Origin of the sequence: Sphingomonas oligoaromativorans (assembly GCF_011762195.1) — a bacterium.
Taxonomy (GTDB): domain Bacteria; phylum Pseudomonadota; class Alphaproteobacteria; order Sphingomonadales; family Sphingomonadaceae; genus Solisphingomonas; species Solisphingomonas oligoaromativorans.
In genome coordinates, this window is the sequence record NZ_JAASQK010000003.1 from 412,519 (window position 1) to 429,796 (window position 17,278).

Below are 17,278 nucleotides of genomic sequence, written 5' to 3' on the forward strand. Positions count from 1 at the left end.
TGAGTCTCCCGTTGAAACGCGCCTGTGACCGCGCGCCCTCTCACGCTATAACGCGCGGGTCGCGTCAATGGCGACCCATTCGAAAGGTCTACGAATGTCCGAAGATTTCTACCGTATCCGTCGTCTGCCCCCGTACGTGTTCGCCGAAGTGAACGCGATGAAGGCGGCGGCGCGCGCGGCAGGCGAGGACATCATCGATCTCGGCATGGGCAACCCCGACGGCGCTCCGGCCCCGCATGTGATCGAGAAGCTGGCCGAGGTCGCCCGCGATCCGGCGGCGCATGGCTATTCGGCGTCGAAGGGCATCAAGGGGCTGCGCAAGGCGCAGGCCGGCTATTATCAGCGCCGCTTCGGGGTCGATCTCGATCCCGAGAACGAGGTGGTGGTGACGCTGGGCTCCAAGGAGGGCCTCGCCAACCTCGCGCAGGCGATCACTGCGCCCGGCGACGTGGTGCTGGCGCCCAACCCGAGCTACCCGATCCACACCTTCGGCTTCATCATCGCGGGCGCGGCGATCCGCTCGATCCCGGCGGCGCCGGGGCCGGACTTCTTCCGCCGGCTGGAGCACGCCGTCGCCTACACCGTGCCCAAGCCCAAGGTGCTGGTGATCGGCTATCCGTCCAACCCGACCGCCTATGTCGCCGATCTCGAATTCTACACCAAGGTGGTGGAGTTCGCGAAGGAGCATGGCCTCTGGGTGCTCTCCGATCTGGCCTATGCCGAGATCTATTTCGGCGACACGCCGACGCCCTCCATCCTCCAGGTGCCGGGCGCGAAGGACGTGGCGATCGAGTTCACCTCGATGTCCAAGACCTATTCGATGGCGGGTTGGCGCATCGGCTTCGCGGTCGGCAACCGGCAGCTCATCGGCGCGCTCACCCGCGTGAAGTCCTATCTGGATTATGGCGCCTTCACGCCGATCCAGGCGGCGGCGGTGGCGGCCCTGAACGGCCCGCAGGACATCGTCGAGCAGAACCGCCAGCTCTACAAGCGCCGCCGCGACGTGCTGGTGGAGAGTTTCGGCCGCGCCGGCTGGGAGATTCCGCCGCCGGAAGCCTCGATGTTCGCCTGGGCGCCGATCCCGCCCGCGCTCCAGCATCTCGGCGCGATGGAGTTCTCCAAGCAGCTCCTGACCCACGCGCAGGTCGCGGTGGCGCCGGGCGTCGGCTTCGGCGAGGAGGGTGAGGGCTTCGTCCGCATCGCGCTCGTCGAGAACGAGCATCGCATCCGGCAGGCGGCGCGCAACATCAAGCGCTATCTCCAGTCGATGGGGATCAACACGCCGGGATCGTCCGAACCGACGCGCAAGGCGGGCTGAAACCTGTCTGGCGCCTGACGGAGCCGTTCAGCGCCGCTCCATCCGGGGCGGCGCATAAATCGAACCGGCTGCGCAACCATTCGTCGCGCAGTCGGTTGAGGGGCAAGCAAGGTGAGGAGTGGAGCGATGAAGAAGCTGATTTTCGGTGCGGTTGCGGCGACCCTGATGGCGGCTCCGATGGCGCTGCCGGCGCCGGCGCTCGCGCAGGGCTGGCAGCACAATGATCGCAACTGGCAGGGTGACCGGCACGACTGGGATCCCTCGAGGAGCTATCATAACGACCGCCGCTACAGGGAGCGCCGCCTGGGCCGGAACGACCAGGTCTATCGCGGCCATGACGGGCGCTATTACTGCAAGCGCAACGACGGCACGACCGGCCTCGTGATCGGCGCGATCGGCGGCGGCGTGCTCGGTAACGTCGTCGGCGGCGGCACGCTCGGCACGCTGCTGGGCGCGGGCGGCGGCGCGCTGCTCGGTCGCTCGATCGATCGCGGCAAGGTGCGCTGCCGCTGATATAAAGGATTTCTGAGCCGTCTGACGGCTTGCCCTTACCCTCCCGACGTGCCAGCGGAAAAGCCGGTATCTCGGGAGGGTTTTTAATGTCGAAGGCATTGCGCGTCGCTCTGGCTGGGCTTGGCACCGTGGGTGCGGGCGTCATCAAGCTGATCGATGCCAATCGCGAGATCATCGAGCGCCGTGCCGGGCGGCCGATCGAGATCACCGCCGTTTCCGCCCGCGACCGGACCCGCGACCGCGGCGTGGACCTCGGCCGTTTCGCCTGGGTGGACGATTCCGCGGCCCTCGCCGAGCGGGATGACGTCGACGTGGTGGTGGAGCTGATCGGCGGGGCGGACGGCCCGGCGCTGACGCTCGCGCGCCGCACCATCGCCGCCGGCCGCCATTTCGTCACCGCCAACAAGGCGATGATCGCGCATCACGGCCTCGGCCTTGCCGGAGACGCCGAGGCAAAAAGCGTCGCCTTCAAATATGAGGCGGCGGTGGCGGGCGGCATCCCGGTCATCAAGGGGCTGCGCGAGGGCGCGGCGGCCAATGCGATCGGCCGCGTCTATGGCATCCTCAACGGCACCTGCAATTATATCCTCACCACCATGGAGGATGAGGGCCGCGATTTCGCCGAGGTGCTCGCCGAGGCGCAGCGGCTGGGCTATGCCGAGGCCGATCCGAGCTTCGACATCGACGGCGTCGATGCCGCGCACAAGCTCTCGATCCTCGCCAGCCTCGCTTTCGGCACCAGGATCGATTTCGGCTCGGCCGCCATCTCCGGCATCCGCCACGTCATCGCCGCCGACATCGCGCAGGCGCAGGCGCTGGGCTATCGCGTCCGCCTCGTCGGCGTGGCAGAGGCGCAGCCGGAGGGCAGCGCGATCGCCGGCCTGTTCCAGCGCGTCCATCCCTGCCTCGTGCCCGCCTCGCATCCGCTGGCGCATGTCGCGGGCTCGCTCAACGCCGTGGTGGCGGAGGGCAATTTCGTCGGCCGCCTGTTCTTCGAGGGGCGCGGCGCGGGCGAGGGGCCGACCGCCTCGGCCGTGGTCGCCGACCTCATCGACATCGCGCGCGGCGAATATGGCCCGGCCTTCGCCATGCCGGTCGACAGCCTCGCCGAGATGGCCCCCGCGCCGACCGGCGAGCGCCGCGGCCGCGCCTATCTGCGCTTCTCGGTGGAGGATCGCCCCGGCGTGCTGGCCGAGATCGCGGCGGCGATGCGCGACGCGGGCGTCTCGATCGAAAGCCTGATCCAGCGCGGCACCACGCCCGATGGCGGCGTGCTGATCGCGATGGTGACGCATGAGGGGCCGGAACGCGCCGTCACCGATGCGCTCGCCCGGCTGGAGGGCTCGCCGAGCCTGATCGGCCAGCCGATGTGGATGCACATCCTCGACGTGTGAGGGTCAGTCGATCGGGTCTTCCCCGGTGAAGATGCTCTTTAGAAGGCGAAAACCTTTGGAGATCGTCTGCATTTGCTTGCTGGGCGGGCCGGTGGGGCGCCCCGGATCGCCCGTCGGCGGCTCTCCGGGATGGCGGACCACCTCTCCATCCTCGGCCCGCGCCTCGGGGAAGGGCAGGCGCGGCGGCGGGCCGCGATGCCGGCCGCACACCACGATCTGGTCCGCCTTTCCCTCGGGGCACGCCGTCGCCGGCGGCGGCTCGGCGGTGGCGTCATGGATCATCGCCCGATACCGCGCCATCGCCTGTTCCGCCGTCAGCTCCGGCGGCGGGCTTGCGGCAGGCGGTGCCTGGGATGCTGCGGCAGCGAAAAGTACCAACGCTGCCATGCTCGACATCGTAACACGCCTTCCCTAACGCTCGACGCAGTTTTCAGGGCCGCAGGAGGCATCATGCCGAGCAACCACGTCGCCGCAAGTCATGTTCTCGATCGCGTTCTTGTTCTCGAAATGGTGCGCGTCACCGAGGCGGCGGCGATCGCGGCGGCGAATCTGGTCGGGCGCGGCGACGAGAAGGCGGCCGACGCCGCCGCCGTCGAGGCGATGCGCCAGGCCTTCAACGAGCTGGAGTTCGACGGCACCGTCGTGATCGGCGAGGGCGAGCGCGACGAGGCGCCGATGCTTTATATCGGCGAGAAGGTCGGCACCGGGAACGGCCCCAGGATCGACATCGCGCTCGATCCGCTCGAAGGCACCACCATCACCGCCAAGGCCGGCCCGAACGCGCTCGCCGTCCTCGCCATCGCCGAGGAAGGCTGCCTGCTGAACGCGCCCGACGTCTATATGGACAAGCTGGCGATCGGGCCGGGCTATGAGCGCGGGCTCGTCTCGCTCGATCGCACGCCGACCGAGAATGTCTGCGCCTTCGCCAAGGCCAAGGGCGTCGGCCCGCACGAGATCACCGTGATGGTGCTCGATCGCCCGCGCCACGAGAAGCTGATCGCGGAGCTGCGCGGCCTCGGCTGCGGCATCCACCTGATCCCCGATGGCGACGTGGCGGGCGTGATCGCGGTCACCAACCCGGACACGACGATCGACATGTATATGGGCTCGGGCGGCGCGCCGGAAGGCGTGCTGGCGGCGGCCGCTCTGTCGTGCGTCGGCGGGCAGTTCCAGGGCCGCCTGCTGTTCCGCAACGACGACGAGCGCGCGCGGGCCGCCAAGTGGGGCGTGACCGACCTCAACCGCATCTATGAGCTGGAGGATCTGGTGAAGGGCGACGCGATCTTCGCCGCCACCGGTGTGACGGACGGCTCGCTGCTGGCCGGCGTCAAGCGCCGCAAGGACGGCGTGATGACCACGGACAGCGTGGTGATGCGCGCCTCCTCGCGCACGATCCGCTGGGTGAAGGGCGAGCATCACCGCCAGCGCTGAGCCGGAGGCCGGTCGGCGTTCCCAAGCGGGCGCCGATCGGCTACCCCCGCGGGCATGAGCGCGAGTGCCCCCTGCGGAGTGACCCATTCGATCCTCGGCCAGCCGTGGCGCTGGCGAGGCCTTGCCAATGACGACAGCGACACGGGCTTCCGCCCCGACGCGCTGGTGGACCAGCTCCTCCTCACGCGCGGCTGCCCGCGTGATGCGCTGGAATCGCATCGCAGCCCGACGATCCGGGGCTTCATGCCCGACCCGTCGATCTTCCGCGACATGGACCGCGCGGCCGACCGCCTCGCCGACGCGATCGAGCGGTCCGAGCCGGTCACCATCTTCGGCGACTATGACGTGGACGGGGCGACCTCGGCGGCGCTGCTCGTCCGCCTGCTGCGCGATCTCGGGTTGCGCGCGGGCATCTATATCCCGGACCGGCTGCTGGAGGGCTATGGCCCCTCCGCCGACGCGCTGGTCCGGCTGGCCGAGCAGGGCGCGAGCCTCGTCGTCACCGTCGATTGCGGCGCGCAGGCGTTCGAGGCGCTCCAGGCGGCCAGGGATGCCGGGCTCGACGTGATCGTGGTCGATCACCACAAATGCTCGACCGCGCTCCCGGTCGCCCATGCCCTCGTCAATCCCAACCGCCTCGACGAGGAGGAGGGCGCGGCGCACGGCCATCTCGCCGCCGTCGGCGTGGCGTTCCTGCTGGGCGCGGCGCTGATCCGAACGCTCCGCGCGCGCGGCTGGTTCGCGAGCCGGCCTGAGCCCAGGCTACTCGACCTGCTCGATATCGTCGCGCTGGGTACGGTGGCGGACGTTGCGCAGCTCAAGGGCCTCAATCGCGCCTTCGTGACGCAGGGGCTGAAGGTGATGGCCGGTCGCCGCAACATCGGCCTCGCCGCGCTGCTCGAAGCCTCGCGGCTCACCCGCGACCCGACCTGCACCGATCTCGGCTTCGCGCTCGGCCCGCGCATCAACGCCGGCGGGCGGGTCGGTCGCGCCGATCTCGGCGTGCGGCTGCTCACCACCGAGGACGAGGCGGAGGCCCGCGCGATCGCCGCCGAACTCGACCAGCTCAACGAGGAGCGCCGCGCCATCGAGCAGGCGGTGCGCGACGAGGCGGAGGCGTTGCTCGCCGCACAGGGCAATCGCTCGGTGGTGCTGATCTCGGGCGCGGGCTGGCATCCGGGCGTGATCGGCATCGTCGCCAGCCGGATCAAGGAGCGCGCCCAGCGCCCGGCGATCATCGTCGCGGTGGACGAAGGCATCGGCAAGGGCTCGGGCCGTTCGGTGACGGGGGTGGACCTCGGCGCGGCGGTGATGGCGGCGAAGGACGCGGGCCTGCTGGTCGCAGGCGGCGGTCATGCGATGGCGGCGGGCCTGACGGTGGACGCGGAACGTCTCGATGCGCTGGCGGATTTCCTCGACGAGCGCCTCGCCGCCGACGTCGCGGCGGCGTCCGAGGCGCGGGCGTTGCTGGTGGATGCGGTGGTCGGGCCGGGCGGCGTCACGCCGGAACTGGTCGAGGCGCTGGAGGCGGGTGGCCCCTACGGCGCCGGCTGGCCGAGCCCGCGCGTTGCGGCCGGGCGGGTCCGCGTGGTGAAGGCGGACATCGTCGGCAAGAACCATGTCCGCGCGATCGTGGCGGGTGAGGACGGCCGGCCGATCAAGGCGATGGCCTTCGGTCAGGCCGACACGCCGCTGGGCGCGGCGTTGTTGGGGGCGGGGCCTGGGCGCCGGCTGTGGCTCGCCGGGCGGGCGAAGATCGACGACTGGGGCCAGCGCCGCGCGGCGGAATTGCACATCGACGACGCGGCATGGGCGGATTGATGCGCAAGCGTGCTTGACCCGGCGGCACGCCTGCCCTAAGCGCCCCTCCACAGCCGGACGGCCCCATCGTCTAGCGGTCTAGGACGTCGCCCTTTCACGGCGAAAACACGGGTTCGAGTCCCGTTGGGGTCACCATTTCCGGCTTCCCTCGCTTCAAGCCCCCGTTCGATTTTCTGCCCTTCGCCGGTGCGACGGGGCGATGGCCGCGCCCGGTATCGGGGGCGCCGTCAGGGCACGCCGTCGCAGTAACGGCGACGTGCCCCGTCGATCAGAACGGATAGTAGCGGAAGCTCAGGAAGCCCATGTTCTGGCTGACCTGCGGCATCCCGCCCACGCCGGCGAAGAGCTGGCGCTGTGTATAGCTGTACTGGATGCCCACCTGCGCGCGGCCGTAGGAGCCCTGATAGAGCTTCTCCCAGAAACCGGCGGTGAGCTGGCGGATGCGGCGGGTGTTGCCGGCGCAGGCGCCGCCCTCGATGAAGCAGCCGCTGTTGTTGGCGGTCGGCAGGCCGACGCCATAGGTGCCGCCGCTCAGGATCTTGCGATCCTCCTGCTCCTCGCCGGCGAAGGCGTAGAGATCCAGCATCCTGGTCGCGTGCAGGGTCGCGCCGCCGAGCAGCATGAACTCGTTCAGCGGATGGATCCGCCCATCGGCCGAGAAGGTGACGTCGGGCAGGCCAGCCGAGCCATAACGCCCGATGCCCTTGCCGCCGATGCCGGAGAATTGCGCATCGAGCACGCCCGGCACGATCTGCGCCACGATGCTGCCGCCATAGCCGTAGCCGGTGGCCGAATTGTTGCCGGCCCCGTTCAGATGCGCGTCGAAGCTTCGCACCAGCCCGAAGCCTTCGACATGCACCGCGTTGCCCGCGATATGCGTGTCATAGGCGATCTTGGCGATGCCGTCGGGCAGGTGGTTGAGCGACAGCGTGTTGGCGGAATCGAAACCCGAACCGGCCTGCTGGTTGTTGGTGACGTTGGGCGGCACCGTGCCGGCGAAGGTCGTCTGCGGATTCTCGGCCGCGACCGCGATCCAGAGCTTGTGATCGAGGAAGTCGCCGGCGAGGCGGATGCCCGGCTGGCGCGCCCAGGCGAAGCCGGGGACGTACTGCGCGTCGATCTGCGGTGGAGTCAGCTCCGCGCGCGGGGTGATGCCCTTGGCATTGGTGGTGAGCAGCGACCAGTTCTGGCCGGCCAGCAGGTGCCAGCCATGATCGCCCTCATTCCAGTCGATCGTGCCGTAGAGGGTGCGGATGCGCGGATTATAGCTGTTCGACTGGTTGGAGTTGGCGGTCTGCGCGCCGCCCTGAAAGTCGAACTCGCCATACATGCCGAGCTGGACATGCGGGTTGACCGCGCCTTCCGCGAGGAAGGAGAGGCGGCTCTGGCGCGCCGAGAAGCGGCCTTCCGACGTGTGGCTCGCGCGGTTGTTCGGGAAGGGGATCGAGAAGCTCGACGAGATGTCGTTGCCCTGGAAATGCTGGCGATAGATGCCGGCCAGTTCGAGATAGCCGCCCGGCGTGATGGTGATGCCCTTGAAATAGAGCTTGCTGTTGTGATGCTCCTTGTCGATCGCCGAGGCGATCTGGGTGTTCACTTGCTCCCTGGTGACGGGCAGCGTGGCGGCGACCTGCGTCTGCACCGCCTGCACCTCGGTGCGCGTCGCCTGGAGCGCATTGTTGGTCGAGTCGACCTGCGCCTGCGTCGCGACCTGCGAGTTCTTCTGGGCGCCGATCTCGCTGCGCAGCGCCTCGACCTCCTCCCGAAGCGCCTTCACCTGCGCCTGGAGCTGCTGGTCGCCTGCCGGCGCCTTGTGGCGCGGCTTGTGGGCGGTGGCGGCGCCGGCGGCGCCCGCCACCAGGATGTTCGCCGCCGCGGCAGCGAGAAGCGCTGAACGCAATTTCATGAAATTTGCCCCTTTGGAAGAGTGAACCGGAAGGGGCGCTAGGTAGATCGCATGACTCTTCTATGACACGAGAGTCAACGGGATAAGTATCAGTTCTAAAATGGCCGAATTGTCGTGGTTTCGGTCATGGTGAAATTAATTTCACTTTGAAAAAGTGAACGATTTGCGAAGATGGGAAATGTAAAGATTGAACTCGATTTCGATGGCAATGGAAATTCATGTCGGTGGTGGGCATTTTCATGTCTCGTCGGAATCGGGCCGTGGGCATGATGCGCGGGATCGATCCGATCCGGTGCGCGCGCCGTCATGCTTGCTGAGCCGCTGCGCCTCCAGGATGTCCGCAACACCAGCACCTTCCGGCTGACGCTGGCGTTCGGCCTGGTCTTCGCGCTCGGCGTGGCGGTGCTGCTGGGGTTGATCTACGAGCTTTCCGCCCGCGAGTTGACGAACCGCAGCGACCGTATCCTCCGCACCGAGGCGGTGTTGCTGAGCGCGGTGCCGGCCGCCCAATTGCCGGATCGCATCCGCACCGAGATCAGTCGCAACACCAGCGGGCTCAATTATTTCGAGCTGAAGGCGATCGATGGCGAGCATGTCGCCGGCAACATCCGCATGTCACGCAGTCCCGCGCCCGATCACGCGAGCGATATCGCCGCCGGCGTGGTGGGGGATCGGCCGATCCGCCTGCTGGCGGTGAGGATAGCTTCGGACGAGACGCTGCTGATCGGGCGGGACATCAGCCCGGTCGTCGACCTCCGGCATCGCGTGCTGGCGATCCTGATCTGGAGCGGGCTGGCCACGGCGCTGTCGGTGCTGGTCAGCGGCTTCGCGCTCAGCCTCGCGCCGCTGCGCCGGCTGCGGGATCTGCAACGGGCCAGCCGCGTGATCGCCGCCGGCAATCTGGAAGCGAGGATGCCGCTGATGGGGCGCGGCGACGAACTCGATCTGTTCGCCGGCACCGTCAACACGATGGTGGAGGAGGTGGGCCGCGTGGTCGCGCAGGTGAAGGGGGTGACGGACGCCGTCGCCCATGATCTGCGCACGCCGCTCACCCGCGTCCGCAGCCAGCTCTATCGCGTCCGCCAGTCGCCGGGCGTCGAGACGCAGGCGGCGGCGATGATCGAGGCGGCGACCGAGGATCTGGATGTCGTGCTCGACCGTTTCGCCGCGCTGCTGCGCATTTCGGAGCTGGAGGCGCGGGGTCGCCGGGCGGGCTTCGGCGCGATCGATCTCAGCCGCCTCGCACGCGACGTCTGCGACCTCTACGAGCCGCTCGCCGAGGAGCGATCGGTGTCGCTGGAACTGCTCTCCTCGCCGGAAACGGAGGTGCGGGGCGACGCCAAGCTGCTGTTCGAGGCGGTCAGCAATCTGGTCGACAATGCCATCAAGTTCGTGGCGGAGGGCGGGCATGTGGCGGTGGCGGTGGCGGCCAGCGCCCATGGCCCGATCATCGAAGTCCGCGACGACGGCCCCGGCATCGCCCCCGACGAGCGGCGTGCGGTCCTCCGGCGTTTCCATCGCAGTGCCGATGTCGCCGACGTCCCCGGCACGGGGCTTGGCCTCAGTGTCGTCGCCGCAATCGTGCATCTGCATGGCTTCGGATTGGAGTTCGACGATGCGGAGCCCGGCCTCGTCGTCCGTATCCGCTGCGAAGAGGCGCAGGATGGTCGTGAAATTCATTTCACTCGTCAGCCGATGAAAACGGGACGATGAAGTCGATGCTGATTCATTGTCGAATGGAAGAGACGACCTTCTTCGTCATGCTGGTGATCGATCGCCGTTTTGACCGGCGAACATGCAAATGAGTTCATGAAGAGATCGGGGTGGGAGCGATCCCGCCCGAAGGAGATCATTGTGCGCAAAATCCTTGTGATCGGTGCGATCGCTTCGGCGGCGTTGTCCTTTGCGGCTCCTGCTGCGGCCGATCCTGCGTCGGGGCTGAGCTTCCGGGAGCTGGAATATCAGGCTCCGCGTGACCCGCTGCTGCCTTCCAACGCTGCGATCGGTGATCTGCACCACACGCTCGCCGCCGATCTGGCTCCGGCGACGGATGCGCTGAACCAGGCGATCCCGGCCGGTACATCCCGCGCGAATGCCGAGGCGCTGCTCCGCAAGGCCGGCGCGAAGTGCCGCGCCGATGGCGCTTCCACTGAGCGATGCGGCTATTTCGACGTCGCCACCCGTGACGAATATGTCGATGACGTCCACTGGAACGTGAAGCTCGATCTGGTCGACGACAAGGTCGCCAGCCTCGCGGTGGATCGCCTCTGGTCGCGGCACTGACCGGGTGAAGACAGGGGGCTGATCCGGCTCGGTCCCTTGCTCCGGCCGGCTCAGGCTCTATCCTGCATCCATGGCCCGTATCCTCGTCATCGAAGATGATGTCACAACCGCGCGGGAAATCGCCACCGAGCTGACCGCGCATGGCCATGAGGTGGCGCAGGTGCATGACGGGCAGGCCGCGCTCGACATGGCGATGCGCGAGCCGTTCGACGCGATCACGCTCGATCGCATGTTGCCCGGCATGGATGGTCTCGTCCTCGTCGAGCGGTTGCGCGAGCGGCGCGTCCTGCTGCCGGTGCTGATGATCTCTGCGCTCAGCGACGTGGACGATCGCATCGCGGGCCTGCGCGCGGGCGGCGACGATTATCTCATCAAGCCCTTCGCCTCCAACGAGATGGCGATGCGCGTCGAGGTGCTGCTGCGCCGCCGCCAGCAATCCTCCGAAAGCGCGATCCTGCGTGTGGGCGGTATCGAGCTGGACCTGATCCGCCGCAAGGTGCGGGTGGAGGGCGAGCCGGTGCGGCTGCTCCACATGGAGTTCCGCCTGCTCGAATTCCTCGCCCGCAATGCCGGCGACGTGGTGAGCCGGCGGATCATCTTCGAGCAGGTGTGGGGCTATTATTTCGATCCCGGCGCGAACCTCATCAACGTCCATATCGGCCGCCTGCGCAAGAAGCTCGATCGCCCGGACAAGCCCTCCGCCATCGTCACCGTGAAGGGCGAGGGCTATCGGCTCGATGCTGTCTGAAGGCCTGCGCTTCCGGGATATCCGCAACACCAGCACCTTCCGGCTGACGCTGCTGCTCGGGCTGGTGGCCGCGATCGGCGTGGTGGCGCTGCTCGGGCTGATCTATGGCCTTTCCGCGCGGGAGCTGGATTCCCGCAGCGACCGCATCCTGCGCGCCGAGGCCGCACGGCTGGAGGGGATTCGGCGCGATCAACTTCCCGATCATATCCGGGTCGCGATCCGCCGCAGCGTGAGCGGGCTCAACTATTACGGCCTGCTCGATCGCGAAGGGCGGCCGCTGGCGGGCAATCTCAGGGGCTCGTCCGGCTTCGTGCCGGGGCATGTGCGCGAGATCGCCGGGCGATCCGGGCGGCATGGCCCCGTCCGTCTGCTCGCGGTGCGGACGGCGGCGGGGGAGACGATCCTGATCGGCCGCGACATCACGCCGCTGGTGGACCTGCGTCGGCGCGTGTTCGAGGTGCTGGCCTTCAGCGGCGTGGCGATCGCGCTGCTGATCCTGATCGCGGGCACGCTGCTGAGCTTCGCGCCGCTGCGCCGGCTCGGGCGGCTCCAGCGCTCCGCCCACAAGATCGCCGCCGGCCATCTGGAGGAACGGATGCCGATCCTCGGGCGCGGCGACGAGCTGGATCTGTTCGCCGGCACGGTCAACACCATGGTGGACGAGGTGGGCCGCGTCGTCTCGCAGGTGAAGGCCGTCACCGACGCGGTGGCGCATGATTTGCGCACGCCGCTCACCCGCGTGCGCGCCCAGCTCTATCGCGCGGGCCAGCAGCCGGACATCTCGCCGCTGCTGGCCGGCAAGGTGGACGCGGCGCTGGCGGACCTCGACATGGTGCTGGAACGCTTCGCGGCGCTGCTGCGCATCTCCGAGCTGGAGACGGGGAGCCGCCGCGCCGGCTTCCATACCGTCGATCTGGCGGCCTTGGCGCGTGCCGCCATCGATCTTTACGGACCGCTCGCCGAGGAGCGCGGCATCGCCCTGACGCTCGAGGCGGCCGACGGCGCGCGGATGTTCGGCGACGACAAGCTGTTGTTCGAGGCGGTCGGCAACCTGATCGACAATGCCATCAAATTCGCGCCGGCGGGTGGCCGGGTGGGCATCCGTGTCCGGTCGGCCGGTGACGGGGTGCGGATCGAAATCAGGGACAATGGGCCGGGCATCCCGGCCGATCAGCGCAAGGCCGTGCTGCGGCGATTCCATCGCGGTGCTGGAAGCGAGGGGGTCGAGGGCTCCGGTCTGGGCCTCAGTGTCGTTGCCGCGATCGCGCATCTTCATCAGCTTTCCCTGGACTTCGATGACGCGAAACCCGGCTTGATTGCGAGGCTGCACAGTCCAGGCCGCTGAATCTGCGCGGCGCCGTGAAATTCATTTCACTCGCCATTCCAGGCGCATAGGGCGAATAGGCCTCCGGTCGGCGTTGCGGCGCGGCTTTTAACCCCGCCGTCACGCAGCGTCGGCACCCAGACATCCGCCGGGAAGTCCATGCTTCAGCTCGTCAAGCTTGCGCTGAGCAAGCCCTATACCTTTGTCGTGCTCGCGATCCTGATCCTGTTGTCGGGATCGATCGCGTGGGTGAAGACCCCGACGGATATCTTCCCCGACATCAAGATTCCGGTGATCGCCGCCGTATGGACCTATCGCGGCCTGCCGCCGCAGGACATGTCCGGCCGCGTCGTCTATTATTACGAGCGGCAGCTCTCCACGACGGTCAACGATATCGACCATATCGAGAGCCAGTCGCTGAACGGCATCGGCATCGTGAAGATCTTCTTCCGGCCTGGCGTCGACATCCGCACGGCGACCGCGCAGGTGACGTCCGTTTCGCAGACGGTGCTGAAGCAGATGCCGCCGGGCATCACGCCGCCGCTGATCCTCAATTACAACGCCTCGACCGTTCCGATCCTCCAGCTCGCGCTGTCCTCGAAGGATTTGTCGGAGCAGAAGATCTTCGATCTAGGGCAGAACTTCATCCGCCCGTCGCTCGCCTCGGTGCAGGGCGCCGCCATCCCGTCGCCCTATGGCGGCAAGGAGCGGCAGATTCAGATCGATCTCGATCCGGCGGCGCTTCAGGCGCGCAAGCTGTCCGCCACGGACGTGGGCCTCGCGCTCGCCGCGCAGAACCAGATCGTGCCGGCCGGCACCACCAAGATTGGCCAGTACGAATATAACGTTCGCCTCAACAACAGCCCCGAGGTGGTGGACGACCTCAACAACCTGCCGATCAGGACGGTCGACGGCACCACGGTCTACATGCGCGACGTGGCGCATGTCCGCGACGGTTCGCCGCCGCAGCGCAACGAGGTGCGCGTCGACGGCGCGCGGGCGGTGCTGATGACGGTGCTGAAGTCCGGCTCGGCCTCCACCATCGCGATCGTCGATCAGGTGAAGGCGCTGCTGCCCAAGCTCAAGGAGACGCTGCCGGCGAGCCTCCATGTCCAGCCGCTGTCGGATCAATCGCTGTTCGTGAAGGCGGCGGTGTCGGGCGTGATCCGCGAAGGCGTGATCGCCGCCGCGCTCACCTCGCTGATGATCCTGCTGTTCCTCGGTTCGTGGCGTTCGACCGTCATCATCGCCGCCTCGATCCCGCTTGCGATCCTCGCGGCGGTGGCGGGGCTGTCGGCGGTGGGCGAGACGCTCAACATCATGACGCTGGGCGGCCTCGCGCTCGCCGTCGGCATCCTCGTCGACGACGCGACCGTCACCATCGAGAACATCAACTGGCATCTGGAGCAGGGCAAGGCGGTCCGCCAGTCGATCCTCGACGGCGCGGAGCAGATCGTGCGGCCCGCCTTCGTCTCGCTGCTGTGCATCTGCATCGCCTTCGTGCCGATGTTCTTCCTGCCGGGCGTGGCGGGCTTCCTGTTCGCGCCGATGGCGAAGGCGGTGGTGTTCGCGATGATCGCGAGCTTCATCCTGTCGCGCACGCTGGTGCCGACGATGGGCAATTATCTGCTGCGCGACCATGCGTCGGAGCACACCGCCGAGGTCATGGTCAGCCATGACGCGATGGCGGGGCGACCGAAGAGCCGCAATCCGTTCCGGCGCTTCCAACAGGGCTTCGAGGTCCGCTTCGAGGCGGTGCGTGCCTATTATCTCGCGATCCTCGCCTTCGCGCTGGCGCGGCGGCGGGGGTTCGTGATCGGCTTCCTGAGCGTCGTGCTGCTGTCCTTCGCGCTGATCCCGCTGCTGGGGCGCAACTTCTTCCCGACCGTCGATTCCGGCCAGATCAACCTTCACGTCCGCGCGCCGGTCGGCACCCGGATCGAGGAGACGGCGGCGCTGTTCGATCATATCGAGGATCGCATCCGCGGCACGATCCCCGCCGACGAACTGGGCTCGATCGTCGACAATATCGGCCTGCCGGTGTCGGGCATCAACCGCGCCTACTCCAACACCGGCGGCGTCGGCCCGCAGGATGGGGACATCCTCATCACGCTGACCAGGGATCATCATCCGACCGCCGGCTATGTGAAGGCGCTGCGCAAGGCGCTGCCGGATGCCTTCCCCGGCTCGACCTTCTCCTTCCTGCCGGCCGACATCATCAGCCAGATCCTGAACTTCGGCGCGCCCGCTCCGGTGGACGTGATGGTCACGGGGCCGAACGTGAAGGCCAACGAGGCCTATGCCCACGAGCTGGTCGAGAAGATGGGCCATGTCGCCGGCATCGCCGATGTCCGCCTCCAGCAGGCGAGCGACTATCCTGAACTCGCCTTCGATGTTGACCGCACGCAGGCGGATCGCCTCGGCATCACCGAGAACGACGTGACGCGCAGCCTCGCGGTGAACCTCGCGGGCAGCTTCCAGATCGCACCGGCCTTCTGGCTGAACCCCAGGAACGGCGTCTCCTACCCGATCGTCGTCCAGACCCCGCAATATCGCACCGACACGATGGCGGCGCTGAACAACATCCCCGTCACCGGTTCGAAGCCCGGCGACTTCCAGGTGCTGGGCGCGCTGGGCACGATCCATCGCGAGCCGTCGCCGGCGGTGATCTCGCATTATGCGGTGCAGCCGGCCTATGACGTCTATGCCACCACGCAGGGCCGCGATCTGGGTGCCGTGGCGGGCGACATCCAGAAGATCATCAAGGCGACCAGGGGCGATCTGCCCAAGGGCGCGACCGTGGCGCTGCGCGGGCAGGTGGAGACGATGAACACCGCCTTCACCGGGCTGATCCTCGGCCTGCTCGGCGCGATCGTGCTGATCTACCTGCTGATCGTCGTGAACTTCCAGAGCTGGGTCGATCCGGCGGTGATCGTCTCGGCGCTGCCGGCGGCGCTGGCGGGGATCGTGTGGATGCTGTTCGCGACCCGCACGCCGCTCTCCGTGCCGGCGCTGACGGGCGCGATCATGTGCATGGGCGTCGCCACCGCCAACTCGGTGCTGGTGGTGAGCTTCGCCCGCGAGCGGCTGGAGGTGGTCGGCGACGCGATGAAGGCGGCGGCCGAGGCCGGCGCCACCCGCTTCCGCCCGGTGCTGATGACCGCGCTCGCCATGATTATCGGCATGGCGCCCATGGCGCTCGGCCTCGGCGAAGGCGGCGAGCAGAACGCCCCGCTCGGCCGCGCCGTCATCGGCGGGCTGATCTGCGCCACCATCGCCACGCTCGTCTTCGTGCCCGTCGTCTTCTCGATCGCCCACCGCAGGCACCGTCCCGCCGACGAGCCCGCCGCCGGCACCGCTCCCGAAGGTTTGGTCTATGCAGAATGAAGCCGTTTCCCATGCCCCGGCCGCGCCGCGTGGGCTGAAGATCGCCGGTGTCGTGGCGGCCGTCGTGGCGGCGGGCGTGGTCGTGGCGGGCGTCGTCAGCCGGTCGAGCGAGGCGCATGAGGCGCAGCACTGGTCCGACGCGCGATCGGTGCCGACCGTCCACCTCGTCGCGGTGAAGGCCTCGGCGGCTTCGGACGGGCTGACGCTGCCGGGCACGATGGAGGCGTGGAACGCGGCGCGGCTCTATGCGCGCGTCGGCGGCTATGTGAAGGGCTGGTACAAGGATATCGGCGCGGATGTCCCCGCCGGCACGCCGCTCGGCTCGATCGAGACGCCCGAGCTGGACCAGCAGATCGCGCAGGCCCGCGCCGCGCTCGCCAGCGCGCGCGCCAACGCGGCGCTCGCCCGATCGACGGCGGCGCGCTGGAACGATCTGCTCGCCAGCGCCTCCGTCTCCAGGCAGGAGGCGGACGAGAAGAATGGCGATCTCGCCGCCAGGAATGCGGACGTTCAGGGCGCGGAGGCCAATCTCAACCGGCTGCTCGCGCAGAAGGCCTATGCCACCGTCCGCGCGCCCTTCGCGGGCGTGGTGACGGCGCGCAATGCGGACATCGGCGATCTCGTCGGGCCGGGCGCGAGCAATCAGCAGCCGATGTTCGCCGTCGCCGACGTCCACCGCATCCGCCTCTATGTGAACGTGCCGCAGGCCTATTCGGCGGCGATGCGGCCGGGGCTGGGCGCGACGCTCAGCGTGCCGGATTATCCGGGCCGGAGCTTCGACGCGCATGTGATCGGCACCTCGGGCGCGATCGACAGCCGGACGGGCACCTTGCAGGTCCAGCTCGTCGCCGACAATCCGGGCGAGGTGCTGAAGCCCGGCGGCTATGCGCAGGTGAAGTTCGCGGTGCCGGGGCAGGCGGGGACGGTGACGATCCCGTCGAGCACGCTCGTCTTCCGCGCGGCGGGCACGCAGGTGGCGATGGTCGGCCCCGGCGATCGCATCCGTCTCCAGCCGGTGACGCTCGGGCGCGATCTGGGCGGCACGGTGGAGGTGGTGTCGGGCCTCTCCTCCGCCGCGCGCATCGTCGACAATCCGCCGGACTCGATCGCGTCGGGCGAGCTGGTCCGCGTCGGCGAGGGCGGTCGTGGCTGA

Annotated in this window: 13 protein-coding genes and 1 tRNA gene; 12 read left to right on the forward strand and 2 right to left on the reverse strand. The window is 68.3% G+C overall.

Translation table 11 applies throughout. From position 1 onward, the window contains the following. Window positions 1-94: 94 nt before the first annotated feature. The 3 genes from FHS98_RS08405 to FHS98_RS08415 all read left to right on the forward strand — a co-directional run bounded on the left by FHS98_RS08405 (window position 95) and on the right by FHS98_RS08415 (window position 3,225). Window positions 95-1,318: an LL-diaminopimelate aminotransferase gene (locus tag FHS98_RS08405; protein ID WP_167102832.1), complete on the forward strand. Its 1,224-nt coding sequence runs from the start codon at window positions 95-97 to the stop codon at window positions 1,316-1,318. A gap of 126 nt (window positions 1,319-1,444) precedes the next feature. After that, window positions 1,445-1,831: a glycine zipper 2TM domain-containing protein gene (locus FHS98_RS08410; protein WP_167102835.1), complete on the forward strand. Its 387-nt coding sequence runs from the start codon at window positions 1,445-1,447 to the stop codon at window positions 1,829-1,831. Between the two features lie 86 nt (window positions 1,832-1,917). Further along, window positions 1,918-3,225: a homoserine dehydrogenase gene (locus FHS98_RS08415; RefSeq protein WP_167102838.1), complete on the forward strand. Its 1,308-nt coding sequence runs from the start codon at window positions 1,918-1,920 to the stop codon at window positions 3,223-3,225. 3 nt (window positions 3,226-3,228) lie between these two features. On the opposite strand, the gene FHS98_RS08420 is transcribed toward FHS98_RS08415, so the two are convergent. After that, on the reverse strand, window positions 3,229-3,525 hold the full coding sequence (locus FHS98_RS08420; RefSeq protein ID WP_167102841.1) for a hypothetical protein: 297 nt from the start codon (window positions 3,523-3,525) through the stop codon (window positions 3,229-3,231). A gap of 150 nt (window positions 3,526-3,675) precedes the next feature. Between FHS98_RS08420 and glpX the strand changes: the two genes are divergently transcribed. The 3 genes from glpX to FHS98_RS08435 all read left to right on the forward strand — a co-directional run bounded on the left by glpX (window position 3,676) and on the right by FHS98_RS08435 (window position 6,612). Further along, window positions 3,676-4,656: a class II fructose-bisphosphatase gene (glpX, locus tag FHS98_RS08425; protein WP_167102843.1), complete on the forward strand. Its 981-nt coding sequence runs from the start codon at window positions 3,676-3,678 to the stop codon at window positions 4,654-4,656. Between the two features lie 54 nt (window positions 4,657-4,710). Next, on the forward strand, window positions 4,711-6,477 hold the full coding sequence (gene recJ, locus FHS98_RS08430) for a single-stranded-DNA-specific exonuclease RecJ (protein WP_167102846.1): 1,767 nt from the start codon (window positions 4,711-4,713) through the stop codon (window positions 6,475-6,477). A 59-nt stretch (window positions 6,478-6,536) separates the two neighbouring features. After that, window positions 6,537-6,612 (forward strand) — tRNA-Glu (locus FHS98_RS08435). Window positions 6,613-6,745: 133 nt separating this feature from the next. Here FHS98_RS08435 and FHS98_RS08440 read toward each other — a convergent pair. Continuing rightward, window positions 6,746-8,383 carry a hypothetical protein gene (locus FHS98_RS08440; RefSeq protein ID WP_167102849.1) on the reverse strand — a complete coding sequence of 546 codons (1,638 nt, stop codon included), beginning with the start codon at window positions 8,381-8,383 and terminating at the stop codon, window positions 6,746-6,748. A 306-nt stretch (window positions 8,384-8,689) separates the two neighbouring features. Here FHS98_RS08440 and FHS98_RS08445 point away from each other — a divergent pair, with 306 nt between their 5' ends. From FHS98_RS08445 to FHS98_RS08470, 6 genes are all read left to right on the forward strand, one after another. Further along, a complete protein-coding gene (locus tag FHS98_RS08445; protein WP_167102852.1) occupies window positions 8,690-10,096 on the forward strand; it encodes a sensor histidine kinase in 1,407 nt (468 codons plus the stop codon). Window positions 10,097-10,237: 141 nt separating this feature from the next. Next, window positions 10,238-10,666 (forward strand): hypothetical protein, encoded by a 429-nt coding sequence (locus tag FHS98_RS08450; RefSeq protein WP_167102855.1) that lies wholly within the window; start codon window positions 10,238-10,240, stop codon window positions 10,664-10,666. Window positions 10,667-10,736: 70 nt separating this feature from the next. Further along, complete coding sequence (locus FHS98_RS08455) at window positions 10,737-11,414, forward strand: response regulator transcription factor (protein ID WP_167102858.1); 678 nt, start codon at window positions 10,737-10,739, stop codon at window positions 11,412-11,414. Further along, window positions 11,404-12,759, forward strand: a complete 1,356-nt coding sequence (locus FHS98_RS08460; RefSeq protein WP_167102861.1) for a sensor histidine kinase — start codon at window positions 11,404-11,406, stop codon at window positions 12,757-12,759. The genes FHS98_RS08455 and FHS98_RS08460 overlap by 11 nt, the downstream gene beginning before the upstream one ends. A gap of 138 nt (window positions 12,760-12,897) precedes the next feature. Then, on the forward strand, window positions 12,898-16,125 hold the full coding sequence (locus FHS98_RS08465) for an efflux RND transporter permease subunit (protein ID WP_167102864.1): 3,228 nt from the start codon (window positions 12,898-12,900) through the stop codon (window positions 16,123-16,125). Continuing rightward, window positions 16,115-17,278, forward strand: a complete 1,164-nt coding sequence (locus FHS98_RS08470; RefSeq protein WP_167102867.1) for an efflux RND transporter periplasmic adaptor subunit — start codon at window positions 16,115-16,117, stop codon at window positions 17,276-17,278. Before FHS98_RS08465 ends, FHS98_RS08470 begins: the two co-directional genes overlap by 11 nt.

Bases quoted from the DNA above. Each gene is read 5' to 3' on its own strand.
- recJ (WP_167102846.1), top strand. From the start codon at position 4,711: ATGAGCGCGAGTGCCCCCTGCGGAGTGACCCATTCGATCCTCGGCCAG.
- FHS98_RS08455 (WP_167102858.1), top strand. From the start codon at position 10,737: ATGGCCCGTATCCTCGTCATCGAAGATGATGTCACAACCGCGCGGGAA.
- FHS98_RS08470 (WP_167102867.1), top strand. From the start codon at position 16,115: ATGCAGAATGAAGCCGTTTCCCATGCCCCGGCCGCGCCGCGTGGGCTG.
- FHS98_RS08445 (WP_167102852.1), top strand. From the start codon at position 8,690: ATGCTTGCTGAGCCGCTGCGCCTCCAGGATGTCCGCAACACCAGCACC.
- FHS98_RS08460 (WP_167102861.1), top strand. From the start codon at position 11,404: ATGCTGTCTGAAGGCCTGCGCTTCCGGGATATCCGCAACACCAGCACC.
- FHS98_RS08415 (WP_167102838.1), top strand. From the start codon at position 1,918: ATGTCGAAGGCATTGCGCGTCGCTCTGGCTGGGCTTGGCACCGTGGGT.
- glpX (WP_167102843.1), top strand. From the start codon at position 3,676: ATGCCGAGCAACCACGTCGCCGCAAGTCATGTTCTCGATCGCGTTCTT.
- FHS98_RS08405 (WP_167102832.1), top strand. From the start codon at position 95: ATGTCCGAAGATTTCTACCGTATCCGTCGTCTGCCCCCGTACGTGTTC.
- FHS98_RS08410 (WP_167102835.1), top strand. From the start codon at position 1,445: ATGAAGAAGCTGATTTTCGGTGCGGTTGCGGCGACCCTGATGGCGGCT.
- FHS98_RS08440 (WP_167102849.1), bottom strand. From the start codon at position 8,383: ATGAAATTGCGTTCAGCGCTTCTCGCTGCCGCGGCGGCGAACATCCTG.
- FHS98_RS08465 (WP_167102864.1), top strand. From the start codon at position 12,898: ATGCTTCAGCTCGTCAAGCTTGCGCTGAGCAAGCCCTATACCTTTGTC.
- FHS98_RS08420 (WP_167102841.1), bottom strand. From the start codon at position 3,525: ATGGCGCGGTATCGGGCGATGATCCATGACGCCACCGCCGAGCCGCCG.